Consider the following 26,257-nt stretch of genomic DNA (forward strand, 5'->3'; position numbering starts at 1 on the left):
AAGGTGACGGACGGTGTTTGTCGTCGATGGGTACGGTCGCCGGTGATGAGGCGGTGGGCGCAATGACGGGTGAGGTGACGGACGGCCGGACGACGCGGGCCGACACCGGTCCCGATCGGACGACGATGGTGGTCGGTGGTGGCGTCGCGGCGCTGCTGCTCGCGATCATCGGAGCCGCCGGCGGCTGGGTGCTCGCGGGCGACGACCAGCGGCAGCCGGAGACGCCCGTCCTCGCGGAGGGAAGCCGCAGCCCGCGCGCACCGGCCCCTTCGTCACCGCGTGAGCGGCCCGCGTCCACCTCCGCCCCGACCAGTGCCGCCGCACCGAGTCCGACCGGGCTGACCGTGCCGGATCTCGTCGGCATGGACCTCGAGGAAGCCCGGAACGAGGTGCGAAAGCGCGGGCTGGAATGGAAATTCGTTTTCGGCACCGGCGACAACCAGAGCGTACGGAGCACTGATCCGGTCGCCGGTACGCCGGTGGAGCACGGCAGCACGATCTCGATTACCGTGGCCGGCGCGGCTCCATCGAACGAGATGCCGCAACTGGTCGGGGAAGACTGCCGGAAGGCCGCGGCCGAACTCTTCGACAACGGATTCTCGCCTCGCTATCCGGCCGGGCTGACCGGGAAGGTCACCGACCAGGAACCCGCCGCCGGCACCGTCGGACGATGGGATGACGTCGCGTACATCTTCTGCGCGATTCGGTCGTCGGATGACGAGTTCCTTGGGCAGTGACAGGCACCCGACACGCTGATCCCGGCCGATGGCGGGCGGAACCGCTAGGTTGACCAGCGTGGGGATGCCGACATGAGCGAGCGGGGCGAGGAACAGCCGGACGACCGGACACGTCCGTTGCCTCCGCCCGCCGGCGATCCCGACGACACCGCCGTGCTGGGTGGTACGCCGCCCGAAGGCACCGAGGCGGACGCGACAGTGGTGGTGCCACCGACCCCCAGACCTCAGCTGTGGTCGGGACGGGCGGAGGTGCGGCCACCGGGTCCGGGTGACGACCGTGAGTTGGCCGCCGGCGAGTGGTACGGCGACGAGCAGGCCGGTCGGCGTTGGTGGCTGCCGATTCTCTGGGGCATCGTCCTGCTGCTGTTGCTCGGCGCGCTCGGAGTGGGGTTGTGGCTGGCACGCCAGGCGGTGGACGAGGGCGACTCCCCGCCGCCGTCGCCCCAGCCGACCTCGACGGCGCCGACGAGCGCGTCGGCTTCACCGACCCGTTCGCCCTCGGCGGCACCGACGACAAGTGCCGCGCCGACGGGGTTGCCGATGCCGCCCCTGGTCGGGCTCACCGAGGATGCGGCCCGAGCCCGGCTGGAAGCACTCGATCTCGAACCCGAGGTCGTGTACCGCCCGTCGGACCAGCGGGCCGGCACCGTGATCGCCACCGATCCGGGCCAGGGTGAGATCGTCCAAAGCGGCGACGTGGTCAGGCTGGTGGTCGCCACCCCCAGCCCGTCGACGACGGCACCGACCACCGCGCCGACGACCACCGACCCGACGACGACCGGGCCGACCACCGACCCGACGGTCACGGCGAGCCCCACCGGGTGAACGGCTGCTCACCACATCCTTCGTCTGGTGCTGACCAGCCCGAGTCCGGCGAGGGAGATGGCGAGCCCGAACACCCCTGACCAGAACAGCGACCTGCTGAGTGCGTCGGAGTTGTGCCGGTCGCCGGCTCGGTGGGACGTACCCGCCCGGTGCGCACTGCTGGCGGACGACTCGGCGTCGTCGGGTATCGCGGCCGAGCCGTCAGGTAGAGCAGCCGAGCCGTCAGGCAGAGCAGCTGAGCCGTCGGGCGTCAGCGCTGCCGTGCGGTCGTCGTCGAATTCGTCCCAGGCGGGCGGTGAGCCTCCCGATCCGGTCGGCGGCGTGGCTTCCACCACCGTGATCTCGGGTGCGGGAACCGGCTCGGCCAGCCGGGTGGAGGACAGGGCGGGATCCCGGACCAGCACCATCAGGGTGATGGCGGCACCGAAGAGTGCCAGGATTCCGAAGGCGTGGGCGATACGGGACCGATCGGGCCGCCGCGCGGACAGATTGACCATGGCCATCCCAGGTTCGGGGTCCTGGAGGCGCGGTGGAGACGTGCCGGGGTGGGCACACCGATTCTATGGCGTCGGTGTGCCCGTCGGCGGCGTTTCGAATGCTCAGCCCACCCGTACCGGGGTCCGGGTGACGGGCCGGCGGGCCGAGCGGACGGTGTGCGGTCGCGGCTGCGGCTGCGGCGCGGCCTGCACCAGGTGCAGCCCGGCCCGCTGGACGAAGATCGATCGACGGTTGACCGCGTCCCCCGCCGCGTTCAACTCGTAACCTTCGAGCCAGAGCCAGCCGTCATAGGTCGGGCGGTCCAGCACCCGGATCACCCGGAAGTGAATCGGTCTGATGAACTGGACACTCGCCGCGCTTGTCACGTTCAGTACGTCACCGGAGCGGGGAAGCACATGGGCTCCTGAAGGGTCGGCCGGCGGGGAGGCCGGCAAGGCTGATCGGGGGGAAGTGCGGGCTCCGGCGACGAGGTCGTGTCTCGGGAACCGGGTTCGTGGCGTTGACGGGCTTCTCTGCGCTGGTGGCGTACTCGGCCCGCCGTGTCTGGGCTGTCAGGAAAGGTGTCTGGGACCACCGCCGCCGTCGCGCGTCGGCGACCGGCCACCGGATTCGCGGGGGCGGTCGACGGTCGACCGGGTCATCCGGTCGTCGTCTCCGTCGGCACCGCGGTGATCACAGGGGGAGACTGGATCAGAACGGTGTGTAGCCCGCGTCATACGGACAGAGTGCATCAGCGTCGTGCTTCATGCAAGTTGCACGTCGACTTTTGCCGATACGTGAGCGGCTCGCGCGAAACGGCGCTTGAACGTGCCGCCACCCGGACGGCACACTGAGGACGGTTTCGCCCGTCGCGGCCGGCCGAGGACCGGCTCCATCCCTTGCCGCGAAACGCCCGCCGCCTTATGGTCGCGTCCCAGGCGGGCGGCAGACAGCGGCGCGTCGAGGCGGAAGGTGACACCGTGAGCGAGCGGCGCAGTCCGACCATCCGCCGGCGTCGCCTGGGCGCGGAACTGCGCCGTCAGCGCGAGACGGCCGGGATCACCATCGAGGCCGTGGCCGAGCAACTGGAGTGTTCGGCGTCGAAGATCTCCCGGATCGAGACCGGTCACACCACCGCGACACCCCGGGACGTCCGGGACATGCTCCGGATCTACGGGGTGGTCGGTGCCGAGAGCGACGAGCTGGTGCAGATCGCTCGGGAGGCGCGGCAGAAAGGTTGGTGGCATCCGTACAGCACGGTGCTGGTCGGGGCGTACGTGGGTCTGGAGGCTGCGGCCAGTTCGATTCGGGCGTACGAGCAGCAGGTGGTTCCGGGCCTGCTGGAGACCGAGGATTACGCCGGCGCGATGATTCGTGCGGCCCGCCCTGATTTCACTGCGGAACAGGTGCGACAACGAGTGCGTGTCCGACTCGGTCGCCAATCGTTATTGACCCAGGACGATCCGGTCGATCTGTGGGTGGTGCTCGATGAGGCGGTGATGAGCCGTCCGGTGGGCGGGGACACGGTCATGCGTGACCAGCTCAAGCGGTTGGTGGAGGTAGCCGAACTGCCGAATGTGACGTTGCAGGTCCTGCCGTTCGAGGTCGGGGCACATGCCGGCATGGACGGTACCTTCACGATCCTGAGCTTCCCCGAACCAGGTGATCCGGATGTCGTGTACGCGGAGAACGCCACGGGTGGGCTCTTCCTGGAGAAGAGCGACGAACTGCAGAAGTACAGCTTCATCTTCGATCACATTCGAGCAGCGGCCATGCGTCCGGAGGAGTCCGTCGGGTACATCGCAAAATTGGCAGAGGAGCCGCTGTGGAAATGGCGACGCAAGGATTCCCCGTGGACCTGACGCAGGCGCACTGGTTCAAGAGCTCGAAGAGCGGGCCGAACTGTGACAACTGCGTTGAGGTGGCGTATGTGACCGGGGCGGTCGGCGTCCGGGATTCGAAGGACAAGGCCGGACCGGCTCTCGTCTTCACCCCGGGTGACTGGCACGCCTTCGTCGCCGGCACACGGGGTGGCGTCTTCGGACGGGCTTGATCCCGTAGCAACGACCTGGTCCCCGATCGGCACGTCCGGTCGGGGACCATGTCATGGTGCCGCGACGCTCGGCAGTCCCGCCGCGGCGTCCGGCCCGGTCGGCTGCCGTCGCCACTTCCCACCCGTCTCGTTGTACCTCTCGGTACGCGCTGGTCGAAATCCCCCCGAGCAGGGCGGGTAACCGAGCGAGGCAGGCGAGACGAATGACGAGTATCGGATCGGACAACCTCACCAACAGCCCGGGCAAGCCGGAACGGTTCGGCGGCAAATATCGCGGGGCTCGGCGGGACACCGTCCTGACCGAGGTGGTGTCGACGGACACCGAACACCCCGGGCGGGACACCGCGGCACCGGGCGAGCCGGCCACGTCGCCGCTCACCCTGCCGTCACTGGACCCGAACCCGCTCACCGAACCGTCGTTCCCGGCGACCGGATGGTCGAGCGTGGACGACGGCTCCCTTGCGGATCACCCGCTGCTCCGCGGCCTGCTTATGGAGTTGCCGCCACGGGGCAGTGTGCCGCCGCCGGGTTGGCTCGACCGCTGGTTCGAGGCGACGCGGGCGATTCTGGAGTTGCTATACGTGCAGGGCACCGGCCGGGCTCGGTGAGGTCGCGGACCGCTGCGGCATGGCTCGCTCGGCGAGCCGGTTGTGGCGCAGCGCGTGGCGGACCCCGATGGCCCCGACGCCCAGCACTCCGATGGTGACCGCCGGCCCGGTGATCCCCGGCCCGAAATACCCGGCGGCACCGCTGGCCGTGATCAGCGCGGGCAGCAGGGCCAGGCCGGTCACCTGCAGCGGCAGCCCGATCAGTGGGTGGGCGGCGGCGGCCCGTAGCCCGTGTGGTGCCGGCGTCCGGGCGGTGGCGGCCAGTGCGCCCGCTCCGGCCCGGAGCCGACGCACCCGGCGTACGGTGCAGAGCGCCACCACCAGTGCCGGTAGCGCGGCGAGTGCCAGCCCAGCGGCGGCCCGGTCAGCCAGGGTCGCCCCGGCGGTGGTCAGGCCGGCGATCGGCAGTGCCACCGTCAGGCCGAGCCCGACCAGCGTGAGCCCGAGCAGCCAGCCGGCATGTCGACGAAGCTCGCGCGCGTGCGTCATCCGGGGCAACCCCTCAGCGAGGTAGCCGGCGGCCCACCAGACGACGGCGACCGGGAGCAGGAGGACGAGGTGGTTCTGCATGCCTGTCAGCCTTGCCCGTTTTCCGGCTCGCCGAATCCGGGAGCGCCCCCCGTTCGTCCCGTAGCCGCCCCCGTAGGGGAACCATCGTTTCATGTTATGAGGGATCCGACATGTTTATCTGTGTCCATGCCTCGAACTACCCTCTCCTTGATCGGCAGTCATCGATCAGTGAGCCATGAGCAATGCGACGAGGGCTGCCGACAGAGGGAGGTAGGAAGATGGTTCTTCGACAGAGGTCCGTTTTCGTCGGACTGGCCGCGTTGGCCATGGTGGCGGCAGCGACGCCCGCCATGGCCGCCGAGCCGGTCGGCACGATCCGAAGCGCCGGCGGTGCCACCGCCGTCAAAGACAGCTACATCGTGGTGTTCAAGGACAGCGAGGTCGGCCGTGCCGCGGTCGGCTCCTCTGTGGACCGGCTGCTGCGGCGGCACGGCGGAGCGGCGGCGCGCACGTACAGCGCGGCCATCCGCGGCGCCGAGCTGCGACTCAGTGCCAAGGCTGCGGCCCGGATCGCGGCTGATCCGGCAGTGGCGTACGTCGAGCAGAACCACACCGTGCAGCTCGCCGCCACCCAGACGAACCCCCCGTCCTGGGGTCTGGACCGGATCGACCAGCGCAACCTGCCGCTGAACAGCTCCTACACGTACCCCAACACGGCCTCGAACGTGACGTCGTACATCATCGACACCGGCATCCGGACGTCCCACTCGGACTTCGGCGGCCGGGCGACCTGGGGCACCAACGCGGTCGACTCCAACAACACCGACTGCAACGGCCACGGCACCCACGTCGCCGGTACGGTCGGCGGCACCGCGTACGGCGTCGCCAAGGCGACCCGACTGGTGGCCGTCAAGGTGCTCAACTGCTCCGGCAGCGGCACCAACGCCGGGGTCATCGCCGGTGTCGACTGGGTCACCGCGAACGCGGTCAAGCCCGCCGTGGCCAACATGAGCCTCGGTGGCGGAGCGAACACCACGCTCGACAACGCGGTGATCAACTCGATCAACTCGGGTGTCACGTTCGTGGTGGCTGCCGGTAACGGCAACAGCCTCGGTGTCCGGCAGAACGCCTGCAACTACTCCCCGGCCCGGACCGCGCCGGCGATCACCGTCGGTGCCACCCAGAACAACGACGCCGCCGCGAGCTTCTCCAACTTCGGCACCTGCGTCGACATCCTGGCGCCGGGCGTGAGCATCACCGCCCCGTGGATCACCAACGACACCTCGACGAACACCATCAGCGGTACCTCGATGGCCTCGCCGCACGTCGCCGGTGCCGCCGCCCTGGTGCTCTCGGCCAACCCGACGTGGAGCAACCAGCAGGTGCGGGACTACCTGGTCAACAACTCCACGCCGAACGTGATCAGCAACGTGGGCACCGGTACCCCCAACCAGCTGCTCTACGTGGTCAACGGCAGCACCCCGCCGCCGACCAACGACTTCTCGGTCTCGGTCTCGCCGACCTCGGGTTCGGTCGCGCCGGGCGGTTCGGCGACCGCCACGGTGTCCACCGCCACCACCAACGGCTCCGCCCAGTCGGTAAGCCTCTCGGCCAGCGGCCTGCCGTCCGGGGCGTCCGCCTCGTTCAGCCCGGCCACGGTCACCTCGGGTGGCTCGTCGACGCTGACCATCAGCACCTCGACCAGCACCCCGGCCGGCACGTACCCGGTGACCATCACCGGTAGCGCGGCCTCCGGCACCAGGACCGCCACCTACACCCTGACGGTGACCGGCAGCGGTAGCGGCAGTTGCTCCGGCACCAACGGCACCGACGTGTCGATCCCGGACGCCGGCTCGGCGGTGACCAGCTCGATCACCATCTCCGGCTGCAACCGGAACGCCTCGTCGAGCTCGAAGGTCGCGGTGAACATCGTGCACACCTACCGTGGCGACCTGGTCATCGACCTGCTCGCCCCGGACGGCTCGTCCTACCGGCTGAAGAACAGCAGCGGCTCGGACAGCACGGACAACGTGAACACCACCTACACGGTGAACCTGTCCAGCGAGGCGGCGAACGGCACGTGGCGCCTGCAGGTGCGCGACGTCTACCTCGCTGACACCGGCTACATCAACACCTGGACCCTGACCCTCTGACACCGGTACGACATCGGGCCCCCGGCCACTCGGCCGGGGGCCCGCTCGTCGTCAACTCTCGGGAGGGCGGTCAGACCGCGAAACCGGCCGGGCGCTCGGTGGCCGGCGCGGGCGGGCGGGCCTTCCACAGGCCGACCTTCTGCGCGGCCAACCGGCTCAGGTACGCCGGATTGAGGATCACGTACCGGCGCCACAGCCGCTTCGGCTCCAGCCCGAGCCGCCAGAACCACTCCAGCCCGGCCCGCTGCATCCACGGTGGCGGCTGACGCAGCAGCCCGGCGTGGTAGTCGAACGCTGCGCCGACGGCCATCAACGGCATGTCCAGCAGCGGGCGCATCGCGTACGTGAAGATCTCCTGGCGGGGGCATCCCAGGCCGACCAGGACGAGCCGGGCGCCGCTGGCCTTGATCCGGTCGGCGATCTCCACGTCCTCGCCCGGCTGCACGGCGCGGAACTTGGACGGCTCCACTCCGGCGATCTTGAGGGCCGGGAACATCTGCTCCAGCGCCGGGATCAGCCGGGCCAGGGTCTGTTCGGTCGAGCCGTACAGGTAGACCGGTAGGCCCTCGTCGGCACAGCGGGAGAGCACGTGCAGGGTCAGCTGAGGCCCGTAGACCCGGTCGGTCAGCCCCGCACTGTGCAGCAGGTTCAGTGCCCACCGCACCGGCTGGCCGTCCGGAGTCACCAGGTCGAAGGAGTTCAGCCGGGCGTTGTGCGCCGGGTCCAGCACCCCGGTCATCACCCCGTGCACGGCCAGTGCGGTCAACGCCATCGGCCGACGCTCCTGCGCGGCGGCGATGACCTGCTCGGTAGCGGTGGCGTAGTCGGTGGCGTCGACCAGGACGCCGAGCACGTTGCGCTTGCTCACGACCGGACCTCGCCGTCGCGCGCCGGGACCCACTTGTCCACGTTGGCCTCGTAGATCTCTCGCATGATCATGGGTACGTCGTACACCTGTTTCCAGTCCGGGTAGTCGGCCTGGAACGCTTCGTTGGAGCCGATCCACCACTTGTGGTCGCCGATCCGGTTGGCCTCGACGTACTCGGTGATCATCTCCTGGCCGGTGATCTGCTCGGCCAGCGCGAACGCCTCCCGGTTGGAGGTGTTGGAGTACCGGCCGCCACCGAGGTTGTAGACGGCGGCCGAGCGCGGGTTGCGGAAGAACGCCTCGAACGCGGAGACCACGTCCGAGCTGTGGATGGCGTCCCGGACCTGCTTGCCCTGGTAGCCGAAGATCTTGTAGGTGCGGTGCTCCATGTTGGCCCGCATCACGTAACCGAGGAAGCCGTGCAGCTCGGTGGCGGAGTGTGCCGGCCCGGTAAGCGTGCCGCCCCGGAAGCAGGCCGTCTTCATCCCGAAGTAGCGGCCGTACTCCTGCACCATCACGTCCGCAGCGACCTTGGAGGCACCGAAGATCGAGTGCAGGCAGGCGTCGATCGGCATGTCCTCGCGGATGCCCTGCTCGTACGGGTGCCCCGGCTCGATCTCCCAGCGGGTCTCCAGCTCGACCAGGGGCAGGCTGTTCGGGCGGTCGCCGTAGACCTTGTTCGTCGAGCAGTGGATGACCGGCGCCTCGATGCAGTGCTCGCGGACGTTCTGCAGCACGTTCAGGGTGCCCGCGGCGTTCACGTCGAAGTCGGTGAAGGGATCGCGTACCGCCCAGTCGTGCGAGGGCTGCGCGGCGGTGTGGATCACCACGGCGACGTCCCGGCCGTACCGCTTGAACAGCGCGCCGAGCGCGCCCCGGTCGCGGATGTCGATGCTGTGGTGCGAGTACGCCTCACCCAGCTCGTCGGTGAGTCGGCGAACGTTCCACGCGGTGGACGCCTCCTCGCCGAAGAACTCCTGCCGCATGTCGTTGTCGATGCCGACCACATCGAGACCCATGCCGGCGAAGTGGCGGACCGCCTCAGAGCCGATCAACCCGCCCGAGCCGGTCACGAATGCGACACTCACGAGCCACTCCTGGTCCGTTGGAGGCAGAAACCAGCGAAGCATAGCCTGACGCCCGGTACGCCCGAATACGAGCGAGGGCCCCGCGAATTCGCGAGGCCCTCGTCACTGGTGGGGAAGGGGGGAGTTGAACCCCCACGTCCTTTCGGACACACGGACCTGAACCGTGCGCGTCTGCCATTCCGCCACTTCCCCGTGGCATGACCTCGGACAGCGTAGTCATTGCCGTCTCCGCTGTCGCCAGCGGGGTCTCGGCCATGTTACGTGGCTTCGGTCTTTGCCGCGAATGGCATTCGCTGCTCACAGCGGTTACCGTTCGTGGCGGACGAAAGAGTAGCACGACAATCCTGAGCCGTCCGAACGAGGCGTGGCCTGCCGGCCGAGCGGCGTGTGAGCTGCGTGCGCTCTGGACCGATACCATCATGTCCTCGGGACCCGAGGAGGAGCCGGTGAGCGTGCTGCAACGCTTCGAGAAGCGTCTGGAAGGCCTGGTCGAAGGGGCTTTTGCCAAGGTCTTCAAAGGGGTCGTGCACCCTGTGGAGATCCTCAACGCCATGCAGCGGGAGGCCGAGGCGCACAAGGCCATCCTGGCTGGCGGGCGCACGTTGGTGCCCAACCGCTACGTGATCGATCTCTCGCCGTACGACCACAGTCGGCTGGCGCCGTACGCCGCCGCGCTGGCCCAGGAGCTGGCCCAGTCGCAGGCGGAGTTCATCGGCGAGCAGGCGTGGACGGTCTACGGCGACGTGATCGTCGAGATCGAGCGCGGCGAAGGACTGGACACCGGCATGTTCCGGGTCACCGCCGAGGTCTACACCGGTGGTGAGGTCGCCCCGGTCTCCGCGCCTGGTTACGACGCCGGCCCGTCCGGCTACCCCGCGTACGAGCAGGGTGGCGGCTACGGCCCGCCGCCGGGGCACGGTGGCGGTCGTAACGTGCGACTGGTCTCCGGCGACGGCCGCACCTACCCGCTGCAGATGGGCTCGACCGTGATCGGTCGCGGCGACCAGGCCAACCTGCGTCTGCCGGACGTCGGCATCTCCCGCCGACACGCCCGGCTGGACTTCGACGGTGGGCAGGTCGTGCTGACCGATCTCGGCTCCACCAACGGCACCATGGTCAACGGCCAGCGGGTCTCCGCCGTGGCGCTGAACCCCGGTGACATGATCCAGCTCGGCACCACCACGCTCACCTTCCGCGTGGACGGCTGATCCGCCTTGCCGGAACTCGTCATCACCGTCGCCCGGTTCGGATTCCTCGTCCTCTTGTGGATCTTCGTGTTCACGGTGGTCGGCGTCATCCGGCGGGACCTCTTCGCCGGGGCCCGGTCCGGTCGCCTGGTGGCCGCGCCCCGCACGGTGGGTGCGTCGACCGGTCAGGCGTCGGCAAAGCCGGCGAAGGTGAAGCGAGGGCGGGCGGCCCACCAGTTGGTGGTGACCGCGGGTCAACTGGCCGGCACCAGGATCACGCTGGGTGAAGCTCAGATAACCATCGGTCGGGCCGAGGATTCCACTCTCGTCATCACCGACGATTACGCTTCGGCGCGACACGCCCGGCTGGTGCCCCGTGACGGGCAGTGGTTCGTCGAAGACCTCGGTTCGACTAACGGGACGTACCTCGATCGCGCTAAGGTCACCGGACCGACCCCCGTACCCCTCGGCGTGCCGATCCGGATCGGCCGCACCTCTCTCGAATTACGGCCATGACTCTGACCCTGCGCTATGCGGCCCACAGCGACCGCGGTCTGATCCGAGACGGCAACCAGGATTCCGTCTACGCCGGACCGCGGCTACTCGCCGTCGCCGACGGCATGGGCGGTATGGCCGCCGGTGACGTCGCCAGCAACATCGTCATCGGTGCCATGGCGCCGCTCGACGAGGACGTCCCGGGTGACGCCCTGGTCGACGCGTTGCGTTCCGCCGTGGGCACCGCCAACCAACAGCTCCGCGAGACCGTGGACGCCAACCCTCAGTTGGAGGGGATGGGCACCACACTCACCGCGACCCTCTTCTCCGGCAGCAAGCTGGGCATGGTCCACATCGGTGACTCGCGCGCCTATCTGCTGCGCGACGGTGACTTCAACCAGATCACCAAGGACGACACCTACGTCCAGATGCTCGTGGACGAAGGCCGGATCAGCCCGGAGGAGGCGAGCAGCCACCCGCAGCGGTCGCTGCTCACCCGAGCCCTCGACGGGCGGGACATCGACCCGGAGTACTCGGTCCGCCAGGTGCTGCCCGGCGACCGCTACCTGATCTGCTCGGACGGCCTCTCCGGGGTGGTCAGTGCGGAGACCATCGCCGAGACCATGCGGGAGTACGCCGACCCGCAGCAGTGCGTGGAGCGACTGGTCCAGCTCGCTCTGCGCGGCGGCGGCCCGGACAACATCACCGTGATCATCGCCGACGCCACCGACCGCGACATCGTCGAGGCGGCCCCGATCGTCGGCGGTGCGGCCGCGCGGGACCGGGGCATGGCGACCTCGGCCGACGTCTCCACCCCGGCGGCCCGGGCCTCGGCGCTCTCCGCTCCCCGGCCGCCCGTGCCCGAGGAGCCGGCCGGCAACGACGACGAGCCGGAGGCCCGCCGCCGTCCGCTGCGCGCCCTGGCGATGACCACCGCCCTCCTGGTGATCATCGGCGGCGGGGTCTTCGCCGGGTACGACTACACCCAGCGGCAGTACTACGTCGGGGCGACCGACGACGGCCAGGTGGCCGTCTTCCGGGGCATCCAGGGCGAGATCGCCGGCATGGATCTCTCCACGGTGCATTCCAAGAGCACCGCCCAACTGGACGATCTCACCCTCGCCGCCCAGGAGCAGGTCAAGCAGGGCATTCCGGCCAGGAACGAGCCCGACGCGGCACGCCGGCTGGCGGAACTGACGATGGACAGCCCGACCAACGTCAACCTCAAGCCACTCTGCCCGCCCACCTCCAGCCCGAGCGTCGACCCCACGACGGAGTCGACCTCGCCGCCGCCGAGCACTCCGGCCGGCTCGGCGAGCCCGGTCGGCAGCGGCTCGCCGTCGCCCGACGGCTCGTTGGCCCCGCCGGTGAGCACACCGGACGCCCCGCCCACCGACGCCTTCACGCCCACGGTCGACCCGGCGGCCTGCCGGTCGCCCGAGTAGGCGTCGGCTTCCGACCCGAGGACGATCGTGACCGCAGCGGCCACCCCGGCATCCTCGCCCGCGACCGCGGGCGAGCGGCCCGGCGTACGCCTGGCCCGGTCCCGACGCAACGCCGAACTGTCGCTGCTGCTGCTGGCCATGGCGCTGGTCGCCGCGTACGGGGCGATGGTCGAGGCGAACGTGCTCGACACGGTCACCCCGAACTTCTGGGTGCCGGCCGCGGTGCTCACCGCCGTGTTCCTCGGCATCCACGTGGCGATCCGGTTCCTGGCCCCGTTCGCCGACCCGGCCCTGCTGCCGGCGGTGGCGCTGCTCAACGGTCTCGGAGTCGGCTTCCTGCGCCGACTCGACCTGGGCAACGCGGCCCCGGAGGAGCGCGCCGACCTGGCCATCTTCGCCGGTACCGGTGGTCGGCAACTGGCCTGGACCCTGCTGTCCGTGCTGCTCGCGGCCGGCCTGCTGGCCCTGGTGCGCGACCACCGTTCGATCTCGCGGTACGCGTACACCCTGGGGCTGGCCGGCATCGTGCTGGTCATGCTCCCGGCGGTGCTGCCGGCCAGCATCTCCGAGATCAACGGCGCGAAGCTCTGGATCCGCATCGGCAGCTTCTCCATCCAGCCCGGCGAGTTCGCCAAGCTGGCCCTGCTGGCCTTCTTCGCCTACTACCTGGTCCGCAAGCGCGAGGTGCTCTCGCTGGCCAGTCACCGGTTCCTCGGCATCGACTTCCCGCGCGGCCGTGACCTCGGTCCGGTGGTGGTGGTCTGGGTGATCAGCCTGCTGGTGTTGATCTTCCAGAAGGACCTGGGTACCTCCCTGCTCTACTTCGGCATGTTCGTGGCGACGGTCTACATCGCCACCGAACGGGTCAGTTGGCTGCTCATCGGTCTGGTCCTGTTCTTCGGCGGCGCCTACCTGGCGTACGTGCTCGGTAAGTCGATCGGTGGACCGTTCCTCAATTTCTCGGTCCGGGCCGACATCTGGCTGGACCCCTTCGCCAAGCCGTACGACGAGGGCTACCAGTTGGTGCAGGGGCTGCTGGCCCTGGGCACCGGTGGGTTGTTCGGGGCCGGGCCGGGTGGCGGCCAGCCGACGGAACTGCCCGAGGTGCAGAACGACTTCATCTTCGCCGGGATCGGTGAGGAAATCGGCCTGTTCGGGCTCTCCGCCCTGTTGGTGATCTACCTGCTGATCGTGGAGCGCGGGCTGCGGGCCGGCCTGGCGGTGCGGGACTCCTTCGGCAAGCTGCTCGCCGGTGGCCTGGCCTTCACCCTGGCGCTGCAGGTCTTCGTGATCGTCGGCGGGATCAGCAAGCTCATCCCGCTGACCGGTCAGACCACCCCGTTCCTGTCCGCCGGTGGCTCCTCGCTGATGGCGAACTGGCTGCTCATCGCGGTGCTGCTGCGGGTCTCCGACGCCGGTCGTCGGCCGGTCACCGGCGGCGGCAAGGTGAACCGTCCGTCCGGGGGCCCACCCGAGCAACTGCACGGTGCCCCCACGGAGGTGATCAAGCCGTGAACGCACCCCTGCGCCGGGTCGGTGTCGTCGTCATCGTCCTGTTCGGTCTGCTCTTCGCCAACCTCAACTGGATCCAGGCGTACAAGGCCGACGAATACCGCACCAGCGACTACAACAGCCGGGTCCAGGTCGCCGAGTACGAGCGTCGCCGGGGCAACATCGAGGCCGGCGGAACCGCCCTGGCGGTCAGCAAGGAGACCGACGGCAAGCTGACCTTCCTCCGCACCTACCCCGGCGGGGCGAAGTACGCCCACGTGCTCGGCTACAAGCCGGTCAACCTCGCCGACACCGGCATCGAGAAGTCCGAGAACGACTTCCTCGCCGGCACCAGCGACAAGCTCTTCGCCAACCGGATCAAGGACATGTTCACCGGCGACCGCACCGCCGGAGGCAACGTGCTGCTCACCCTCTCCCCGCGCGCCCAGGACGTCGCGTACGACCAGTTGCGCAACAACAACCGGGGGGCGAGCAAGGGGGCGGCGATCGCCATCGATCCGCGTACCGGGGCCGTACAGGCCATGGTCTCCATACCCAGCTTCGACCCGAACCCGCTGGCCAGCCACAACACCAACGAGGCGGTCGCGGCGTACAACAAGCTGGATCAGGATCGGTCCCGCCCGCTGCGCAACCGGGCCCTCGGCGAGGTGCTGCCGCCCGGCTCCACCTTCAAGATCGTGGTGGCTGCCGCCGCGCTGGAGAACGGCATCGGCAAGGACACCAACATCTCGGCGGGCCCCAGCTACACCCCGCCCACCTCCGGTCAGTCGATCACCAACGCCGCGCCGTCGATCTGCCCGCAGGCGGAGGTGACCCTGATGAAGGCGGTCACCGACTCCTGCAACACCGGCTTCGCCAAGCTCGGCGTGCAACTCGGCCCCGATGCGATCAAGAAGAAGGCCCAGGACTTCGGCTTCGAGCAGGAGGACCTGACCGTGGGTCGGCTCGGCGAAGGCGGTCACGGCGTGGCGGCCAGCCGTACCGGCACCATGGAGAACCCGGACGGCGGCCCCGACCCGGCCGCGCTGGCCCAGTCCTCCATCGGGCAGCGTGACGTGCGGATGACCCCGCTGGAGGGGGCCATGATCGCTGCGGCGGTCGCCAACGGCGGCAGCCAGATGCGGCCGTACCTGGTGCGTCAGCTGCTCGCACCGGACCGCACCACCGTCTACGACACCGCGAACCCGCGCGAGCTGCGCCGGCCGGTCAGCAGCCAGGTCGCCGCCGACCTGCGGGAGATGATGGTCAGCGTGGTGCGCAACGGCACCGGCCGCAACGCGCAGATCAACGGCTACACCGTGGGCGGCAAGACCGGTACCGCGCAGTCCGCGCCGGACCGGCCCGACCACGGCTGGTTCATCGGCTTCGCACTGGACTCCGACGGCAACCCCGTCTCGGCCGTCTGCGTCGTTCTGGAGGAGGCCGGCAGCGGCGGCAGCGCCGAGGCCGCCCGGATCGCCGGTCAGATCATGCGCGCCGCCATCGCCGACCCCGGGGGGCGCTGACATGCTCAGTCCGGGAGTGCAGCTCGGTAACCGGTACCGCCTCGACGAACGGATCGCCAGCGGTGGCATGGGTGACGTGTGGCGCGGCACCGACCAGGTGCTGGGGCGTACGGTCGCGGTCAAGAGCCTGCTCCCGGCGTTGCTGGACGAGCCGGGTTTCGCCGAGCGGTTCCGGGGCGAGGCCCGGACCATGGCGACGATCAACCACCCGGGCGTGGTCGACGTCTACGACTTCGGCAGTGACCAGCAGATCGCCTTCCTGGTGATGGAGTACATCGAGGGTGATCCGCTGTCGGCCACCCTCAGCCGGGTCGGCCGGCTCACCCCGGCGCGGACGATGGCGCTCGTCGCGCAGGCCGCCGACGCGCTGCACGCCGCCCACGTCAAGGGCATCGTGCACCGGGACGTGAAGCCCGGCAACCTGCTGGTCCGTCCCAACGGCACGCTGGTGCTCACCGACTTCGGCATCGCCCGTTCCGAGCTGGTGGGTCAGCTCACCGCGGCCGGTTCGGTGCTCGGTACCGCGTCGTACATCTCGCCGGAGCAGGCCACCGGCCAGGTCGCCACCCCCGCCTCCGACGTGTACGCCCTCGGCGTGGTCGCCTACCAGTGCCTCGCCGGGCGTCGGCCGTTCGAGGGTGACAACCCGCTCGACATCGCCATGCGGCACGTCCGGGAGACGCCGCGTCCGCTGCCGTCGGACATTCCGCCACAGGTCTGTGCGCTGGTCGAGCGGGCGATGGCCAAGGACCCGAAGGACCGCTGGGCGAGCGCCGCCGTACTGGCCGGGGTCGCCCGGCAACTGAAGACGGCACTGTCCCGGCAGGCGCGCCCCGGTGGCTCAGCGCCCATCTCGGCGGCTCCGGCCTCACCGGCCCCCGCTGGGCGCAACCCGGCGACACCGCCGCCCGGCCGGGCCCAGGTGCCGCAGCCGCCCCGCCCGCCCGCGGCACCGCACTCGCCTGCCGCACCCCGGCTGCCGGCCGCGCCACACGCTCCGGCTGCGGGTCACCGGCCGCTGGCCGCACGGCAGCCGGTGGCGCAGCCGCGTCCGACGACTGTCGCACCGGCGGCGACCGGTTACCCACGCGGTGCAGCCCCGGTTCCCCCGGCGTACGCCCCGCAGCCCAATCAGTCACGGCCCGCGCCCAGACGGTCACGGTCCGGCATGTGGTTCCTGGCGATCCTGCTGGGCACGCTGGTCGTGGTCTGCTCGGGCGTGGTTTCCTACAGGCTGAAGGACAGCATCAACAACGGCATGCCGGTCGAGGTGTCCGTGCACACGGTGACGTCCGGCGTGCTGGGGCCCGCCGGGCGAGACGATCCGGCCCTGACGGCGTACCGTCGACTGGATCAGCTCCGACCGGGCGACGAGACGACGACGAGCGAAGGACGACGGACGCGATGACAGCGCAGGCCCGCCTGCTCGGGGGCAGGTATCAGGTCGGCGAGCTGCTCGGGTATGGCGGCATGGCCGAGGTGCACCGTGGTCGTGACCTTCGGCTCGGCCGGGACGTCGCGATCAAGATGCTCCGCACGGACCTCGCTCGGGACGCCACCTTCCAGATGCGTTTCCGCCGGGAGGCGCAGAACGCCGCCTCGCTGAACCATCCGGCGATCGTCGCGGTCTATGACACCGGCGAGGAGCAGGCGCCTACCGGCGAAACCCTTCCGTTCATCGTGATGGAGTTCGTCAACGGGCGCACCCTCAAGGAGGTGCTCGGCGCCGAGGGCCGACTGCAACCCCGGCGGGCGCTGGAGATCTGCGCCGACATCTGCGCCGCCCTGGACTTCAGCCACCGGCATGGCATCATCCACCGCGACATCAAGCCCGGCAACGTGATGCTCACCCAGACCGGCCAGGTCAAGGTGATGGACTTCGGCATCGCCCGGGCTCTGGCCAGCGGTGCCACCACGATGACGCAGACCAGCGCGGTCATCGGCACCGCCCAGTATCTTTCGCCCGAGCAGGCCCGCGGCGAGGCCGTCGACGCCCGCTCCGACGTGTACGCCGCCGGCTGTGTGCTCTTCGAGCTGCTCTGCGGGCATCCGCCGTTCGTCGGCGACAGCCCGGTCAGCGTGGCCTACCAGCACGTCCGGGAGGCCCCGCCGACGCCGAGCGACCTCAACCCGGAGGTCAACCCGGCGGTCGACGCGATCGTGCTCAAGGCGCTGTCGAAGAACCCGCTCAACCGCTACCAGAGCGCCGGCGAGATGCGCGCGGACCTGCTCCGGGCGGCGGCCGGTCGGCCGGTGATGGCCACCCCGGTGCTGCGCGAGGACGAGACCGTGCCGATGTCCGCGGCCAGCGGCTCGGGCTACCCGTCGGGCGGGGCGACACAGACCCGCCAGATCCCGGCCCGGGTGGGTGACCCGCGTCAGCGGCGCGCCTCGTCCTGGCTGATCGCCATGTTCGCCGCGCTCGGCGTGCTCGCGGTGATCGCGCTGGTGGCCGCGCTGCTGTTCAACGACAAGACGGTCGAGGACGTGCCGGTGCCCGCGCTGAGCGGGATGACCCAGCAGGAGGCGTTCGCCCGGCTGGAGGCGGACGGCTTCCAGCCGGTGCGGGGTGACGACGTCTTCACCTCGGACTGCCGTAAGGGTCGGGTGACGAACCAGACCCCGCCCGCCGGGGAGAAGATCGCCCCGAACAGCACGGTCACCGTGCAGCTCTGCGGCGGCAAGCCCGAGGTGACCATTCCGGGCGGCCTTGAAGGCAGCAAGGTCGACAGCGCCACGCTGCGCCTTGAGCAACTCAATCTCCGGGTCAAGACCGTGGACAAGGACAGCCCCGACGCCGCCGGGCTGGTGCTCGAGGTCGACCCGAAGGAAGGCGAGAAGGTCGCCGAGAACAGCGTGGTCACCCTCACCGTCTCCAAGGGCAACGTGGTCCGGGTACCGAACGTGGAGAACCTCACCGAGGCCGACGCGAAGCGGGAACTGGAGAACGCCGGCTTCAAGGTGGATGTGGAGATCGGCCCTGAGGTGCCCGCCGACCGGGCCGGTCGGGTCACCGACCAGAACCCGAACGCCGGTAGCCAGCGGACCAAGGGCACCAAGGTGACGATCGTCGTCTCGGTGCCGGAGCCGGAGGACGACGACCCGCCGACGTCGGCACCGCCGACCGGGGATCCGACCACCCCACCGCCGGACGACGATGGTGGCGGCGGTAGTGGCGGTGGCGACGGCGAGCTGTTGCCGATCTTCCCGCCGTTCCGCCTGCCTGGAGAGTGACCGCGCCGGGCGAGTCGGGTCAGGGAGCCGGCGATCCTGCGGCGCGGGTGCCGGACGATCCGCCGGTGACCGTGCCGGTGCGTCGGCGGGGTCGCTGGCGACCGGTGCGCCGGATCGCTGTCCCGGGGCTGTTGCTGCTCCTGCTCACCAGCCTGCCGTGGGTATGGACGACAGTCGCCGCGTACGGCCATGTCCATGCCGTCGATGAGGCACCGGTCGCGGACGTGGTGATCGTCCTGGGCACGGCGGTGACCGAGGAAGGACGCCAACCGGGCATCCGGTTGGCGGGCCGATTGGAGACCGCCGCCGAACTGGTGCGCCAGCAGCGGGCCCGAGTGGTCCTCGTCTCCGGCGACGGGCACGGTGCCTCCGGTGACGAGACGGCGGCGATGACGGCTCACCTCACCGAGCAGCTCGGCGTCGATCCGCAGCGCATCGTCGCCGACCCGTACGGCCTGGACACGTACGACAGTTGTCGCCGCGCGCGGGAGGTGTACGGGGTCGAGCGGGCCCTGATCGTCACCCAGTCCTACCACCTGTCCCGGGCGGTGACACTCTGCCGGCAGCTGGGCGTGGACGCCGACGGGGTGCCCGCCCGCTGCACCAGCTGCGGCACCGGCCTGCTGGTGGAGAAGGCCATACGGGACTACTTCGCCAGCGGCAAGGCCGCCTGGGACGTGATCCGCAACCGGCCCGCCGCAGTCGACTCGCCGGCACACCCGGGAGTCACCGACGCGCTGACCGACTGAGCCCGCCCTGCGGCTCAGGTGGTGGCGAAGGCGGCCAGGCGGCGGGCGTCCACCTCGGCGGCCAGTGCCGGGGCGCGATCCAGGGCTTCCGGGTGACCGCAGGTGGCGAGCCAGTTCGCCAACATCAGGTGGCCGCCCTCGGTGAGCACCGACTCGGGGTGGAACTGGACCCCCTCGATCGGCAGGGTGCGGTGCCGCATCGCCATCACGATGCCGGACTCGGTCCAGCCGGTGACTTCCAGCTCGTCCGGCAGCGTCTCGCGCAGCACCGCCAGGGAGTGGTAGCGGGTTGCCGTGAACGGATCGGGCAGCCCGGCGAGAACTCCGCTGTTGTCGTGGTGGACCTGCGAGGTCTTGCCGTGCAGCAACTCCGGTGCCCGGGTGACTGTGGCACCGAACGCCTCGCCGATGGCCTGGTGCCCCAGGCAGACACCGAAGATCGGCAGTTTGCCGGCGTACTCGCGGATGACGTCCAAGCAGATGCCGGCGCGATCCGGGCTGCCGGGCCCCGGCGAGAGCAGCACACCGGCCTCACCGAGCCGGCCCACCTCGGCGAGGTCGATCTCGTCGTTGCGCCGTACGTCGCACTCGACGCCGAGCTGGCCGAGGTACTGGACCAGGTTGAAGACGAACGAGTCGTAGTTGTCGATCACCAGGACGCGCATCGGTCTCACTCGTCCTCGTCGGGGGGTGGGGAGTTGTTCCGGTCGGTGTCGTACGGCAGATCGTGTTCGTCGCCCGCTGGGGCCTCGTCGGCCGGATCGGTGCCGGGCTCCACGTCACCGGGGGCGCCCGGCACCTCGGAGTCCTGCTGGGTGACCTGGACGTCCTCACCGGTGAAGGGCAGCAGCGGTCCGGCCCAGGGGAAGACCACGTACCAGAGCAGCGCGACCACCGTGGTGGCGAGCAGCAGGCTGCCGATCAGCTTGCCGGGCAGCCCGAACGGCAGCTTGCGCCAGATCCACCCGTACATCAGGTCCCCAGCTCAGCCGGTCGTCCCTGGTCCTTCGACTGGGTACGCGTCAACTCCGCATGAATGATCAACCGCTCGTAGTTGTCGAACTTCGGGTTGCAGGTGGTCAGGGTGAGCATCCGCTTCGTCGGCTTGTCCCCCGGACGTCCGGGAACCGGGGCCACCACCTCGACCTGGTGCGGCTTGACGATCAGATTCTCGGTCACCTGGTAGACGTACCACTGGTCGCGGTCCTGGACGATGATCGGATCGCCCTTGCGAAGCTCGTCGAGACGCCAGAAGGTGGCCCGGTTGCGGTGCCCGGCGACGGAGAAGTTGCCCACCTGACCCGGCATGGCGCTCTCCGGGTAGTGGCCCGGGGCGTACCGGATGTCCTTCTGGGTCACGCCCTCGACCACGATCCATTCCTTGTCGAACTTCGGAATGAAGAGACCGGCGATGGGCTTGCCCTGCACCGGCGGCTTGGGTGAGGCGGAGGCGGAGGGAGTGGCCGAGGGGGCCACAGTCGGGTCGCCCTCGGGCCCCCAGGCCTGCGCCAACTGCTGGCTCAGTTCGTCCTGGTGAGCGTCGACGATCGCCGACTTGCCCCAGATCTCGTAGCCCGCGAAGAGCAGCACCACCAGGCCGAAGGTGATCAGCAGCTCACCGCCGAAACGCAGACCGGTGCGTACGCGGGACCAGAAGGACGGGCGGGTCAGCTCCGAGTAGACGCTCTTGTAGCCCTCGCCCGTCTGCTCCGCCCGCAACTGCACCACCCGGTCGCCCCGGCGTGGCCTGGGCGGCTCGGCCGGCTGGTCGCCAGCCGGCTCGTCGACCTTGGGCGCTCGGGGTACCGCACCCATCAGGGCGGTGGAATCCATCGCGGGCGGCGTGCCCGGCCGGACGCCGGCAACCGCCGGAATCAGGGCGGTGGCCGCCTCGTCGGCCCGCCCGTCGCCGCCCGGCCCGGTCTGCTGGTGCGGCCCGCTGCGGGCCGGCTGAGGGCCGGACGCTCCGAAACCAGCCGGTTGGCCGGACGCTGCGAAACCAGCCGGTTGGCCGGACGCTGCGAAACCAGGCTGAGGGCCGGACGCTGCGAAGCCAGCCGGCGGGCCGGCCTGTGGCGCAGGGGCGGTCGAGTTCTGGCCAGGACGGCTCGGCTCCACCGGCCGGCCGCCGCCCGCAGCCGGGGGCGGTGCCGCGGCGGCGTCCCCGATCCTGGGCATCAGCGCGGTCGGACCATCGCCCGACCAACCACTCGAAGCTTGTCCGCTCGGCATCCCCTGCCCCGAGGTGGCACCCACCGGGGGCGCACCGGAACCATGCGACGCCGTTGGCCCGTGCGACCGCACCGGCCCATGCGATGGCACCGGCCCTTGCGGTGCAGTGGGCCCTTGCGGTGCCGTCGGCCCCTGCGACCCGATGGGCCCCTGCGGTGCGGTGGGCGCTTGTCGCCCGTCGGGCCGGTACGGCGTGGTGGGCCACTGCTGCGCGCTCGGCGGCTGCGGTGCGGCCTGAGGGGACGGGCCGCTCTGGGGTCGCTGCGGCGTGAACGCGGCGCTCGCGGGCGGCTGGGGGGTGTCGGTCGGCCGACTCGGCTCGAACGCTCCGCGCCAGGGTGTCGGCCCGACGGGGATGTCCGGCTGGCCCGACGGCAGCGGTACGCCGGTGTTCTGCAGCGGGCCGTCGTTGCGCGCCGGGGCGGACGGACGCGGCGGCACCGGCTCGGGCCAGGCGTTGGCCGAACGGGTGGGGGTCGGTTCGGCTCGGTCGACGCGAGGCAGGAAGGCGGTCGCCTCGTCGGCCTGGTCGCGGTGGCGACCGTCGGGACGCTCACTCATGACAGTGCTTCGACCCCGGCACCGTGCTGATGACTAGATCACGCATGACGGCCTCACTCTGGCACCGTTGCCGAGCGCAGGGTGGTGGAATCCTCGAATGCGGGCACGGTGACCGTGGAAGCATGCTCGGAGTAACCGAGTTGGTAGTTCTCCACCGCGTTCCTGAACCACCGGACTCCCTCGGAAGCGGCGAGGGCCGCTCGAAGCGCGCCGGGATCGCCAATTGCCACGATCTTGAAAGGTGGGGAGTACACCCGGCCGTGCAGCAGCAGGGTGTTACCCACGCAGCGTACCGCGCTGGTCGCCAGAACGCGGACATTCATGATTGACATGGCCTCGGCACCGCCGGCCCAGAGCGCGTTCACCACGGCCTGCACGTCGCCCTGGTGCACGACGAGATCGTCGTTGCTGGCCCCTTCGGGGAGCTTGCCGAGCTGCGGCGCGTCGTTGAGCTCGACCGTCAGCCCGGGACCGGTGAGGGCGGTGAAGCCGGCGACCGCGATGTTCTCCGCGGCCCGCTCCTGCTGCTCCTTGATCGGCGTGTCCGAGTCCGCGAGGTCGGTCGTACGGCTCTCGACCTCCCGGCGCAGCGTCGCCGCTCGCTCCTCGTTCGCGGCCACCCGCTCCCGGCGGTCCTCGATCAGTTCGGTGAGCTGAGGGCGGCGGTCTTCACGCAGGGCGGTGCCGCCGGCGGTGGTGGCCGTGGTCGTGAAGAGCAGGCCAGCGGCGGCGGCGATCAGCGGTACGCCGATCGACCAGCCAGGGCGTCGCCGCCGCCCGCGCCGCAGCAGGCCGGCGACGAGTCGCCGCAGGACCTTCTGCCACGAGGCTGCGCCGGACGTGTACTCCACGACCCGTTTCCCCCTGTCTGCGGCCCCGACGACCGCATCCGTACGGTCCGGTGGCCCTCGTCCGTGGTCCGTTTCCCAGGTTGCCGGGCAACGGGCTGGCCCCCATTCGTGGATTGAGCGGGGCTTCCGGACTACGCTAGCTCTCGAACATTATTGGCCATGGACCGTCGCCCTCGCGCCCGGTTGCAGGCCGGACGAGGTCGTAACCCCTCTGGAGAGCGTCGTGCCCAAGTCTCAGGTCCGCAAGAAGAAGGTGTACACCCCGCCCACGGACGTCCGCCCGGCGGCGACAGCGGCGACGCGCAAGCCCAGCCCGATGTGGCTGCCGGTCACCGCGGTGTCGCTGATCGTGTTCGGCATCGGCTGGCTGGTGGTCTACTACCTCTCCGAGCAGGAGTACCCGGTCATGGAGCTGGGGTACTGGAACCTGGCGGTGGGTTTCGGCGCGATGGTCGGCTCGCTGATCCTGCTGTCGCGCTGGCGCTGATCCACAGCTCACCCGGCAGCGCCGGGTGAGTCGTCGAGGGCCCCGTCGCGCGGATGCTGTGGCTGCCTCCTAGGGTGGGCGCAGGGCGGCGCGGCCCAGGTGCGAGAAGACTCACGTTACTGCTGGGTAACCTTGCGCGTAGGCTGCACTGCATGACCGAGCGGGAAGGTCATCGACCGGTCCGGTTCGAGGTGCGCGGCGGCTGAGGTCGCGTACGCACCTCTGACCCGGTCGCCGAGCCGCTCGCCAGGCAGCAGACCGGGAGGCCAACTCGATGGGCAGCGTCCAGATCGTCACCACGATCCTCGCGGCCGCCATCACCGCCGTTGCGGTGTGGCTTGCGGTGCGCGCGGTCATGCAGATGACGGCCGTGATCCGGCTGGGTCAGCCCGACCCGTCCCGGTTCGACGACAAGGCCAGCCGCACCAGAACGATGCTCGCGGAGACCGCCGGGCACACCCGGATGCTGCGCTGGAGCGTGGTCGGCGCGGCGCACTGGTTCGTGATGGTCGGCTTCATCGTGCTGTCGCTGCTGGTGCTCGAAGCGTACTTCGAGGTGGTGTCCCCGACCGGCGGGCTGCCGCTGATCGGCGGCTGGGCGCTCTACGGCCTGGTCACCGAGTGGATCGGCATCCTGGGCATCGTCGGCATCGTGGTGCTGATCGCGATCCGGCTCGCCAACCGGCCCACGAAGGCCGGTCGCCGCTCGCGGTTCACCGGGTCGACGATGTGGCAGGGCTACTTCGTCGAGGCGGTCGTCCTCGCCGTACTGATCATGGGTTTCCTGATCCGGGGCTTCAAGGTCGCCACCGATCACTTCGAGTACCCGACCTGGGCCACCCCGCTCAGCCACGCGGTCGGGTCGGCGCTGCCGGACTGGGAGTCCGGGGTCAGCGTCGCCGCCCTCATCAAGATCGCCATCTCGATGACCTGGCTCATCGTGATCTCGCTGAACGTGACGATGGGTGTGGCCTGGCACCGCTTCCTGGCCTTCCCCAACATCTTCTTCAAGCGCAAGCCGGGGGCGGCCGGCTCCGGCCTCGGCCCGCTGCGGCCGATGATGAGCGACGGCAAGCCGCTGGACTTCGAGGAGGCCGACCCCGAGAAGGACCAGTTCGGGGTGGCTCAGGTCGAGCAGTTCACCTGGAAGGGCCTGCTGGACTTCAGCACCTGCACGGAGTGCGGTCGGTGCCAGTCACAGTGCCCGGCCTGGAACACCGGCAAGCCGCTGTCGCCGAAGCTGCTCGTGCTCAGCCTGCGGGATCACGCGTACGCCAAGGCGCCCTACCTGCTGGCCGGCGGCGGCAAGGACCTCACCGGCGAGGAGAAGGCCACCGCCGCGCAGCTCGCCCACGTCGACGTGCTGGCGCTCGCCGAGGCGGAGAAGCCGCTGATCGGCGACGCCGAGGCCGGCGGCGTGATCGACCCGGACGTGCTCTGGTCGTGCACCACCTGCGGTGCCTGTGTCGAGCAGTGCCCGGTGGACATCGAGCATGTCGACCACATCGTCGACATGCGGCGTTACCAGGTGCTCATCGAGTCGAGCTTCCCCTCCGAGGCCGGCGTGATGCTGCGCAACCTGGAGAACAAGGGCAACCCCTGGGGTGCGCCGCAGAACACCCGGGAGGACTGGACCAAGGGCCTCGACTTCGAGGTGCCGCGGGTCGGCGAGGTCGACGACTTCGAGTACCTGTTCTGGGTGGGTTGCGCCGGTGCGTTCGAGGACCGGGCCAAGAAGACCACCCGCGCGGTGGCCACGCTGCTGAACGAGGCGGGCGTCTCCTTCGCCATCCTCGGTGAGGGCGAGACCTGCTCGGGTGACCCGGCCCGCCGCATCGGCAACGAGTTCGTCTTCCAGATGCTCGCCCAGCAGAACGTGGAGACCCTCAACGAGGCGTTCTCCGGCCGCGAGAAGGCCAAGCGGAAGATCGTCGCCACCTGTCCGCACTGCTTCAACACCCTGGGCAACGAGTACGGCCAGCTCGGCGGCGAGTTCGAGGTGGTGCACCACACCCAGTTGCTGGCGCATCTGGTCGCCACCGGCAAGCTCACCCCGGTACAGCCGGTCGACGGCGGTGTCACGTACCACGACCCGTGCTACCTCGGGCGGCACAACCGGGTCTTCACGCCGCCGCGTGAGGTGCTGGGCAGTGCGTTGGGGGCCGGCGAGATCACCGAGATGCCGCGCAACAGCGAGCGCTCCTTCTGCTGCGGCGCCGGTGGCGCGCGGATGTGGATGGAGGAGCGGATCGGCAAGCGGATCAATGTGGACCGGGTCGAGGAGGCCATGTCCACCGGGGCCAAGACCATCGCCGTCGGCTGTCCGTTCTGCTCGACGATGCTCACCGACGGAGTGAACGGCAAGGGCGCCGGCGAGCAGGTCGAGGTCGTCGATGTGGCGAGCGTCCTACTGCGGTCGGTCCGGCCCGAGCAGGCCCGGGGCGCCGAGGAGGGCGAGCCGGTCGGCAGCTGAGCAAGGCTTGAACACCTACGGGGTACGGCGGGCTCGCGTGGTCCGTCGTACCCCGTATTCATATTTACTGGTGTGACTATAACGAAATGATCGACACCCTTTGTGCGCAGCCGGTTGCGCAAACGTGAATCGGTCGTTGGTCGCCTTGATTCCGACCGTCGCCTTCCCTAATGTTGGGCACCGACCGCTGTAGGTCGTCTGTTCCGC

At 70.0% G+C, this 26,257-nt stretch carries 25 protein-coding genes and 1 tRNA gene; 16 read left to right on the forward strand and 10 right to left on the reverse strand.

The window, feature by feature from the left end; all coding sequences use genetic code 11:
* Positions 1-26 precede the first annotated feature (26 nt).
* Complete coding sequence (locus Vgi01_RS18520; RefSeq protein WP_204291851.1) at positions 27-737, forward strand: PASTA domain-containing protein; 711 nt, start codon at positions 27-29, stop codon at positions 735-737.
* Positions 738-809: 72 nt separating this feature from the next.
* Positions 810-1,562 carry a PASTA domain-containing protein gene (locus Vgi01_RS18525; RefSeq protein ID WP_204291852.1) on the forward strand — a complete coding sequence of 251 codons (753 nt, stop codon included), beginning with the start codon at positions 810-812 and terminating at the stop codon, positions 1,560-1,562.
* Positions 1,563-1,570: 8 nt separating this feature from the next.
* On the opposite strand, the gene Vgi01_RS18530 is transcribed toward Vgi01_RS18525, so the two are convergent.
* Complete coding sequence (locus Vgi01_RS18530) at positions 1,571-2,059, reverse strand: hypothetical protein (protein ID WP_204291853.1); 489 nt, start codon at positions 2,057-2,059, stop codon at positions 1,571-1,573.
* A 102-nt stretch (positions 2,060-2,161) separates the two neighbouring features.
* The gene (locus tag Vgi01_RS18535; protein ID WP_204291854.1) at positions 2,162-2,455 is read right to left on the reverse strand and encodes a hypothetical protein; all 294 of its coding nucleotides are present in this window, start codon (positions 2,453-2,455) and stop codon (positions 2,162-2,164) included.
* A gap of 564 nt (positions 2,456-3,019) precedes the next feature.
* Here Vgi01_RS18535 and Vgi01_RS18540 point away from each other — a divergent pair.
* The 3 genes from Vgi01_RS18540 to Vgi01_RS18550 all read left to right on the forward strand — a co-directional run bounded on the left by Vgi01_RS18540 (position 3,020) and on the right by Vgi01_RS18550 (position 4,700).
* Positions 3,020-3,901, forward strand: coding sequence for a helix-turn-helix domain-containing protein (locus tag Vgi01_RS18540; protein WP_102657752.1), 882 nt, complete (start codon positions 3,020-3,022; stop codon positions 3,899-3,901).
* Entirely contained in the window at positions 3,871-4,092 is a 222-nt protein-coding gene (locus Vgi01_RS18545) for a DUF397 domain-containing protein (protein WP_102657682.1), read from the forward strand. The genes Vgi01_RS18540 and Vgi01_RS18545 overlap by 31 nt, the downstream gene beginning before the upstream one ends.
* Before the next feature lie 203 nt (positions 4,093-4,295).
* Positions 4,296-4,700 carry a hypothetical protein gene (locus Vgi01_RS18550; protein WP_102657683.1) on the forward strand — a complete coding sequence of 135 codons (405 nt, stop codon included), beginning with the start codon at positions 4,296-4,298 and terminating at the stop codon, positions 4,698-4,700.
* On the opposite strand, the gene Vgi01_RS18555 is transcribed toward Vgi01_RS18550, so the two are convergent.
* Positions 4,668-5,270 (reverse strand): hypothetical protein, encoded by a 603-nt coding sequence (locus Vgi01_RS18555; protein ID WP_102657684.1) that lies wholly within the window; start codon positions 5,268-5,270, stop codon positions 4,668-4,670. The two genes, Vgi01_RS18550 and Vgi01_RS18555, sit on opposite strands and share 33 nt — an antisense overlap.
* Before the next feature lie 218 nt (positions 5,271-5,488).
* Here Vgi01_RS18555 and Vgi01_RS18560 point away from each other — a divergent pair, with 218 nt between their 5' ends.
* On the forward strand, positions 5,489-7,363 hold the full coding sequence (locus tag Vgi01_RS18560; protein WP_204291855.1) for a S8 family peptidase: 1,875 nt from the start codon (positions 5,489-5,491) through the stop codon (positions 7,361-7,363).
* A 70-nt stretch (positions 7,364-7,433) separates the two neighbouring features.
* Here Vgi01_RS18560 and Vgi01_RS18565 read toward each other — a convergent pair whose 3' ends face one another.
* From Vgi01_RS18565 to Vgi01_RS18575, 3 genes are all read right to left on the reverse strand, one after another.
* Positions 7,434-8,231, reverse strand: coding sequence for a WecB/TagA/CpsF family glycosyltransferase (locus Vgi01_RS18565; RefSeq protein ID WP_204291856.1), 798 nt, complete (start codon positions 8,229-8,231; stop codon positions 7,434-7,436).
* The gene (locus Vgi01_RS18570; RefSeq protein ID WP_204291857.1) at positions 8,228-9,361 is read right to left on the reverse strand and encodes an NAD-dependent epimerase/dehydratase family protein; all 1,134 of its coding nucleotides are present in this window, start codon (positions 9,359-9,361) and stop codon (positions 8,228-8,230) included. Before Vgi01_RS18570 ends, Vgi01_RS18565 begins: the two co-directional genes overlap by 4 nt.
* A gap of 64 nt (positions 9,362-9,425) precedes the next feature.
* Positions 9,426-9,511: transfer RNA gene (locus Vgi01_RS18575), tRNA-Leu, on the reverse strand.
* Between the two features lie 227 nt (positions 9,512-9,738).
* Here Vgi01_RS18575 and Vgi01_RS18580 point away from each other — a divergent pair.
* From Vgi01_RS18580 to Vgi01_RS18615, 8 genes are all read left to right on the forward strand, one after another.
* On the forward strand, positions 9,739-10,527 hold the full coding sequence (locus Vgi01_RS18580; RefSeq protein WP_043719182.1) for an FHA domain-containing protein: 789 nt from the start codon (positions 9,739-9,741) through the stop codon (positions 10,525-10,527).
* A 6-nt stretch (positions 10,528-10,533) separates the two neighbouring features.
* Positions 10,534-11,022, forward strand: coding sequence for an FHA domain-containing protein FhaB/FipA (locus Vgi01_RS18585; RefSeq protein WP_093409190.1), 489 nt, complete (start codon positions 10,534-10,536; stop codon positions 11,020-11,022).
* Positions 11,019-12,446 carry a PP2C family protein-serine/threonine phosphatase gene (locus tag Vgi01_RS18590; protein WP_203221759.1) on the forward strand — a complete coding sequence of 476 codons (1,428 nt, stop codon included), beginning with the start codon at positions 11,019-11,021 and terminating at the stop codon, positions 12,444-12,446. Before Vgi01_RS18585 ends, Vgi01_RS18590 begins: the two co-directional genes overlap by 4 nt.
* A 27-nt stretch (positions 12,447-12,473) precedes the next feature.
* On the forward strand, positions 12,474-13,961 hold the full coding sequence (locus Vgi01_RS18595) for an FtsW/RodA/SpoVE family cell cycle protein (protein ID WP_203221758.1): 1,488 nt from the start codon (positions 12,474-12,476) through the stop codon (positions 13,959-13,961).
* Positions 13,958-15,463 carry a peptidoglycan D,D-transpeptidase FtsI family protein gene (locus Vgi01_RS18600; protein WP_203221757.1) on the forward strand — a complete coding sequence of 502 codons (1,506 nt, stop codon included), beginning with the start codon at positions 13,958-13,960 and terminating at the stop codon, positions 15,461-15,463. Before Vgi01_RS18595 ends, Vgi01_RS18600 begins: the two co-directional genes overlap by 4 nt.
* Before the next feature lies 1 nt (position 15,464).
* Positions 15,465-16,871 (forward strand): serine/threonine-protein kinase, encoded by a 1,407-nt coding sequence (locus Vgi01_RS18605; RefSeq protein WP_204291858.1) that lies wholly within the window; start codon positions 15,465-15,467, stop codon positions 16,869-16,871.
* Entirely contained in the window at positions 16,868-18,697 is a 1,830-nt protein-coding gene (gene pknB, locus Vgi01_RS18610; protein ID WP_102657693.1) for a Stk1 family PASTA domain-containing Ser/Thr kinase, read from the forward strand. The genes Vgi01_RS18605 and pknB overlap by 4 nt, the downstream gene beginning before the upstream one ends.
* Positions 18,698-18,762: 65 nt before the next feature.
* Complete coding sequence (locus tag Vgi01_RS18615) at positions 18,763-19,446, forward strand: SanA/YdcF family protein (protein WP_239089045.1); 684 nt, start codon at positions 18,763-18,765, stop codon at positions 19,444-19,446.
* A gap of 14 nt (positions 19,447-19,460) precedes the next feature.
* On the opposite strand, the gene Vgi01_RS18620 is transcribed toward Vgi01_RS18615, so the two are convergent.
* The 4 genes from Vgi01_RS18620 to Vgi01_RS18635 are packed head-to-tail and all read right to left on the reverse strand — an operon-like array spanning position 19,461 to position 23,090.
* Entirely contained in the window at positions 19,461-20,111 is a 651-nt protein-coding gene (locus Vgi01_RS18620) for an aminodeoxychorismate/anthranilate synthase component II (protein WP_013730769.1), read from the reverse strand.
* Between the two features lie 5 nt (positions 20,112-20,116).
* A complete protein-coding gene (locus tag Vgi01_RS18625; RefSeq protein ID WP_204291860.1) occupies positions 20,117-20,419 on the reverse strand; it encodes a hypothetical protein in 303 nt (100 codons plus the stop codon).
* A complete protein-coding gene (locus Vgi01_RS31620; protein ID WP_204291861.1) occupies positions 20,419-22,239 on the reverse strand; it encodes a class E sortase in 1,821 nt (606 codons plus the stop codon). The genes Vgi01_RS18625 and Vgi01_RS31620 overlap by 1 nt, the downstream gene beginning before the upstream one ends.
* A 53-nt stretch (positions 22,240-22,292) precedes the next feature.
* The gene (locus Vgi01_RS18635; RefSeq protein ID WP_102657697.1) at positions 22,293-23,090 is read right to left on the reverse strand and encodes a DUF881 domain-containing protein; all 798 of its coding nucleotides are present in this window, start codon (positions 23,088-23,090) and stop codon (positions 22,293-22,295) included.
* Positions 23,091-23,313: 223 nt separating this feature from the next.
* Between Vgi01_RS18635 and Vgi01_RS18640 the strand changes: the two genes are divergently transcribed.
* Both Vgi01_RS18640 and Vgi01_RS18645 read left to right on the forward strand, forming a co-directional pair.
* Complete coding sequence (locus tag Vgi01_RS18640; protein ID WP_102657698.1) at positions 23,314-23,577, forward strand: cell division protein CrgA; 264 nt, start codon at positions 23,314-23,316, stop codon at positions 23,575-23,577.
* A gap of 274 nt (positions 23,578-23,851) precedes the next feature.
* The gene (locus tag Vgi01_RS18645) at positions 23,852-26,050 is read left to right on the forward strand and encodes a (Fe-S)-binding protein (RefSeq protein ID WP_102657700.1); all 2,199 of its coding nucleotides are present in this window, start codon (positions 23,852-23,854) and stop codon (positions 26,048-26,050) included.
* Positions 26,051-26,257 lie beyond the last annotated feature (207 nt).

The sequence above is a fragment of the Micromonospora gifhornensis genome (assembly GCF_016863515.1).
In the GTDB taxonomy this organism is placed as follows: domain Bacteria; phylum Actinomycetota; class Actinomycetes; order Mycobacteriales; family Micromonosporaceae; genus Micromonospora; species Micromonospora gifhornensis.